Source organism: Vibrio thalassae, assembly GCF_900089835.1.
Classification (GTDB): domain Bacteria; phylum Pseudomonadota; class Gammaproteobacteria; order Enterobacterales; family Vibrionaceae; genus Vibrio; species Vibrio thalassae.
On sequence record NZ_OANU01000072.1, the window covers coordinates 1 to 4,856 of the forward strand.

Below are 4,856 nucleotides of genomic sequence, written 5' to 3' on the forward strand. Positions count from 1 at the left end.
CCTTTTGATCCTCAATACCAAGAATACTTGGCTAAGAGAAAATCAAAGAAGCAATGTCGTAACTCTTGGCACGAGCCTGCTCTCACTGCTTTATAAGTTGCTGGGTGCCAATCGGTGCCTTCGTGAAGGCTTGAGCCTAGTGCGGTGAAAGTTGCATGCTGGGTTCTTAGAGGGACGACACTTGGTAACAGGTGTCGTCTACTCGACAAAACTTACTTAGAGCTTATGAACTATTCGGATATGAAGAAAAACAAACCAGTAGCAGTGGCCACTAGCTTATCTTATCAATTCAGATCCATTTCCGAGAGAAGCGGAAAGTTATACTTTCATACCAAAATGATGACCATCAGGCATCTCAATATCTATGCGTAACTGACCACCAAGTGCTTCCACATATCGCTTTAGGGAAAGCAATTTTACGTCTTTGCCATTCTTCTCCAGGTTGGCAATGGTGGGTTGTTTAATACCCATAGTTTTAGCAACTTGTGCTTGTGACATTTGAACACTATGGCGGATTTCAGCCAGATTGAGCTCCAGCAACATCTCAGAAGTTTTCTGATGTGCTTGTCTCAATTCGTCCTCTGTCATTAGATCATCAAGTGCGCTTAGTGGCTGACTTTTCATTGTCTAACTCCTTTAATTCACTCTCTGCGATAGGGATCATCTTCTTGTAAAAACGTTTGTCACCAGTTTTATCTCCTCCACACAAGACAACACACTGGCGTTCAGGGTCAAAAGCAAAGAAAACCCGGATAGGCTTTCCACTACTTTGCACACGTAACTCTTTAAGGTTGCTGATTTTGGAGCCTTCCAAAGTGTCAGCGTATGGTCGAGGTAGAGTCGGGCCTCTTTCTTGTAGTAATCCAAGGGATGCCCTGACACTAACCTTGTCTTTACTATCTAACGTTTTAAACCAATCAACAAAGAGTGGTCGGTTGAGTATTATCCACATACTTGACGCTTAATTTATATTTAAAGAAATTATAGACTGCAATCTATATAGAGTACAGTCTATATTAAAATTTTACTAATAAGGGGTTCTAATAGAGTACACCTCAAGCAAACCATATCACATGTTTGAAAAACTGGTTCGTTTACTATTGGTTTCATACCCTATGTGAACTAATATTGAATACCATACTTAAAACAAACCAAAGTGACAAAAATGTTCATACGAGGGTACCTAAGAGCATCAACTGATGAACAGGATGCTAATCGTGCAAAAGCTGAATTAGAGCAGTTTGCTAATCAAAAAGGTGTACGTATTGCCAGTTTCTATATTGAAAACCAATCAGGTTCTAAACTAGAAAGAGCTGAGCTGTCACGTTTAATAGATGATTCTCATCAAAATGATATTTTGCTTATCGAAAAGGTTGATAGGTTATCAAGATTACCATATGAACAATGGAAGCTGCTCAAACATCAATTAGTTGATGCAGGACTACATATTGTTGTTCTTGACCAGCCAATGACTCATGCTGCCCTTAGCGGTAACGCCGAAAGTTCTATGATCTCAAAAGTGCTCACTGAGTTTATGATTGATCTCGCTGCGGCAATGGCCAGGGATGATTATGAGACTCGACGTAAAAGACAAGCACAAGGAATACAGAAAGCAAAAGCCTTGGGTAAGTACCAAGGAAGAAAACCAGATCTCAAGCTGAGAGAAAACGTAGCACTTTTACTTAATGAGGGGAAAAGTTGGTCCCAGATTCAACACCTTTTAGGCTGTAGCCGATCAACTATTGCAAAGGTTAAAAAGCAAGGTGACTCTGGTAAAGACTTCACTTTGTAAGAAGGAATAAATCTAAGCAAATTTTCTCCATTAGAAATATATAGTTATGCTCTTAGCGTACAATATTTTCCGAATCGTCGTATGCCCCCAAATAGCGAAATTTAAGGCTTTTTTTGCCAGCTTCACTCTTTGATTGCTACGGAGTGGCAAAAAGTCCTCCTTTTCTTAGCAAAAACTTTGCAATTCCAATCTGAAAGTAAATGACACTTTTTTGCTAAATGTTAACTAAATGTAACGCCTTTCGATTTCGCAACAATCTCGGCCTTAAACTCTCAAAATGGTCACTTTTCTCATTCCATACACCGTTTATCCACTTTTTTTGTGCATAACACATTATTGTGCTTTTTTATCAAAGGTTTTGTATGATGGTGGGCAATCAATAAGCAATGAAGCACATAATAATGAATAAAGAGGATTTGCTACAGCTATATTCAAGAATGCACAAAAATCCACCCAGAGGAAATCTAAGAAAAACATTGCGTTAGACGGAATTTATGCAGGACTTAATGCTTAAGGTTCAGTCTATGAAAATGCTCTAGCCGTGTCTAGAGAGTTTTTATTGCCTAAATAAACTCTCCAACACATCTTCCGCATCACAATATTTTTTTTCTTCAATTAAACGATCGATGTCATCCATTTTCTCTGATATCTTTTGGGCTTTCTCACTGCCAGGGTCTAGCTTATTGATATATATCATCATTTCTTTCACATTTAAATAACATATATCATTAGCATCGATGTGATTTACGTGTGCTGAAACTATGATAGGAATACTTGCCAAAATAGTTGTTAGTGCTTTAATTTTCATAAGTTTACCTACGTTTAAAGTTATCTTAATTCTAGTCTAAATTTAACATTACAACACATCCAAGCATCCACATTAACACATGGCAGATGCCGTTTGGCGATAGATACGATATATCAGTAAACGACTTGCCCTGTACCGTACCCCGTGGTGTCTGGCTCGCCGTTATCCAAGTAGCCATCGTTATCATCATCAGGATCGAGACGGTCAAAGATGCCATCGCCATCGGTATCTTGGTCAATACCCATGGCTTTTTCATAAGCGGCACTCAATTCGACTGCGGATAATGCATGATTATAGGCTGCAAAACCATAGATGCCTTCATCGCCTTGTACCGAGCCTTCCATAATGCCAAGTGGCACACTGGTATGATTGAGTAAAATAGCATGATTTAACTCACCAACCTGTACACCATTGACCCAGACTTCACTGCTACCGCTGCGTGTGACATAAACAAGATGGGCTGGAGCGCCATAAGGTGAAGCCACTGACTGACCTGCAAGCGCTGTGATGGTGTAATCCCCTGCACCGTATTGGGTTGCGCCGAGTGTGTTCAAGTTTCTCCATTGCTCGAAACGCAAACTCCAACCACTGGCGCTGTTACCAAAAATAGCAAGGGAGTTATTTGGATCGGTGACGAAGTTTACGACAAATTCGTAAGTGACATCCCCCGCCAATGCACTTAAATTCAGCATATGTTGAGAAGATTGGTTGACGAAAGTATCGACCACCACTTCAGGCGGATTATTGGCCGCCGCCACATGCGCACTCCAACCTGGTATATCTATACCACCGCCGCTTGATAACGCAGCTTGCAAGGTTAACCAAATATCGGCAAAGCCATCATTATTGGAATCAATCGAGAAGTCGATATCGCTGGCATCGTAAGGATCAAACCCTGCGGCTATTTCGATGTCATTGCTGATACCATCGTTATCCGCATCAGGGTCAACACTATTTAAAATGCCGTCACTGTCTACATCAGCAAGCGGACCATCATTGAGGTTGGTATCGGCATTATCACCGATGCCATCACCATCAATATCCGCCCATTCTGATGCATCGAATGGGAAGCGGTCATTGATATCGTTCACACCGTCATTATCGTCATCGGGGTCCACCACATCATAGAGACCATCATTGTCTGAATCAAAATAGATGCTTAGCGCTTTACGGTGAAGGAACTGGATTTCTTCTACCGGCAATGCGCGATTGTAGGCGGCAAACGCGTAAATTCCGTCATCACCCTGAACATTGCCATCGTTAATACCCAAAGGTGTATTCGCATCATCGATTAAAATCGCATTGGCGCTGATCTCGCCTACCTGCACACCATTAACCCATGCCTCTGTTTTACCATTTCGACCAATCACCACAAGGTGCACAGGGTCGCCATATGGGCTGGCAATCGATTCACCATTAACGGGAGCAAAGGTGTAATCCGCCTCACCAAATTTAGTCGCCCCCATATTGCCAGCGCCTTGCTCAAAACGGATCGCCCAATTGGTATTAATACCTTCGGCGTTATTTCGTAAACCCAAGAGTTCAAGACGCCCAGAATTATCTTCGGCAAAATGGACAATAAATTCATACGACACATCACCTGTTAAGTTACTCAAATCAAAATGTATTTGGCGCGGTGTATTGACGAATTCTGTGTAGGTGAATTCTGGCATATGTGTTAATTGACTTAACCCTAATTGCCAATTGCCAACACTAATGGTTCCTTCGGCGGGTAAGTTGGATTGTAGTAGTGCAAAAATGTCAGGAATGCCGTCATTATTGTCATCGATGCTGTAATCCACATCTGACGGATCAAGTGGATCATAACCATTCTGCGTTTCTTGTACGTCAGCCAGACCATCATTATCGGTATCACTGTGCGGATCATTATCATCCACATCATAAATACCCAAGACGCCATCCATGTCTGCATCATATTCATTGGCATCCAACGGATTCGTGCCCGCTAAAATTTCTTCTCCATTGGTCACGCCATCGTTATCGGTGTCACTCGACGCACCATCACTGGCATCATTGGGATTTAATCCAAGCAGCAATTCATCCGCATCACGAATACCATCACCGTCACTGTCCACACCACCATCGCTGGCATCCATCGGATTGAGGCCATTATCGGTTTCATAGCCATCGGTTAAGCCATCACTGTCATAGTCTGAGTTGCGATCGAGTGGCGCACTGTCATCCAGATCCGAGATACCGTCAGCATCGTCATCGTAATCCATGTGATCAGGAATA

General features: G+C 42.1%; 4 protein-coding genes and 1 pseudogene. 1 reads left to right on the forward strand and 4 read right to left on the reverse strand.

The window, feature by feature from the left end:
- Positions 1-318: 318 nt before the first annotated feature.
- Together VTH8203_RS16945 and VTH8203_RS16950 are read right to left on the reverse strand one after the other, a co-directional pair.
- Positions 319-624 (reverse strand): helix-turn-helix domain-containing protein, encoded by a 306-nt coding sequence (locus VTH8203_RS16945; RefSeq protein ID WP_096994726.1) that lies wholly within the window; start codon positions 622-624, stop codon positions 319-321.
- A complete protein-coding gene (locus VTH8203_RS16950; protein WP_096994727.1) occupies positions 596-952 on the reverse strand; it encodes a type II toxin-antitoxin system RelE/ParE family toxin in 357 nt (118 codons plus the stop codon). The genes VTH8203_RS16945 and VTH8203_RS16950 overlap by 29 nt, the downstream gene beginning before the upstream one ends.
- Positions 953-1,165: 213 nt before the next feature.
- Here VTH8203_RS16950 and VTH8203_RS16955 point away from each other — a divergent pair, with 213 nt between their 5' ends.
- Positions 1,166-1,792: a recombinase family protein gene (locus VTH8203_RS16955; protein ID WP_096994728.1), complete on the forward strand. Its 627-nt coding sequence runs from the start codon at positions 1,166-1,168 to the stop codon at positions 1,790-1,792.
- Positions 1,793-2,348: 556 nt separating this feature from the next.
- Here VTH8203_RS16955 and VTH8203_RS16960 read toward each other — a convergent pair.
- Positions 2,349-2,600: a hypothetical protein gene (locus tag VTH8203_RS16960; protein ID WP_096994729.1), complete on the reverse strand. Its 252-nt coding sequence runs from the start codon at positions 2,598-2,600 to the stop codon at positions 2,349-2,351.
- Between the two features lie 113 nt (positions 2,601-2,713).
- Positions 2,714-4,856: pseudogene (locus VTH8203_RS16965) on the reverse strand (LamG domain-containing protein); the annotation flags it as partial.

Excerpts from the sequence above, each read along its gene's own strand:
- VTH8203_RS16945 (WP_096994726.1), bottom strand. The coding sequence starts at position 624 with ATGAAAAGTCAGCCACTAAGCGCACTTGATGATCTAATGACAGAGGAC.
- VTH8203_RS16950 (WP_096994727.1), bottom strand. The coding sequence starts at position 952 with ATGTGGATAATACTCAACCGACCACTCTTTGTTGATTGGTTTAAAACG.
- VTH8203_RS16955 (WP_096994728.1), top strand. The coding sequence starts at position 1,166 with ATGTTCATACGAGGGTACCTAAGAGCATCAACTGATGAACAGGATGCT.
- VTH8203_RS16960 (WP_096994729.1), bottom strand. The coding sequence starts at position 2,600 with ATGAAAATTAAAGCACTAACAACTATTTTGGCAAGTATTCCTATCATA.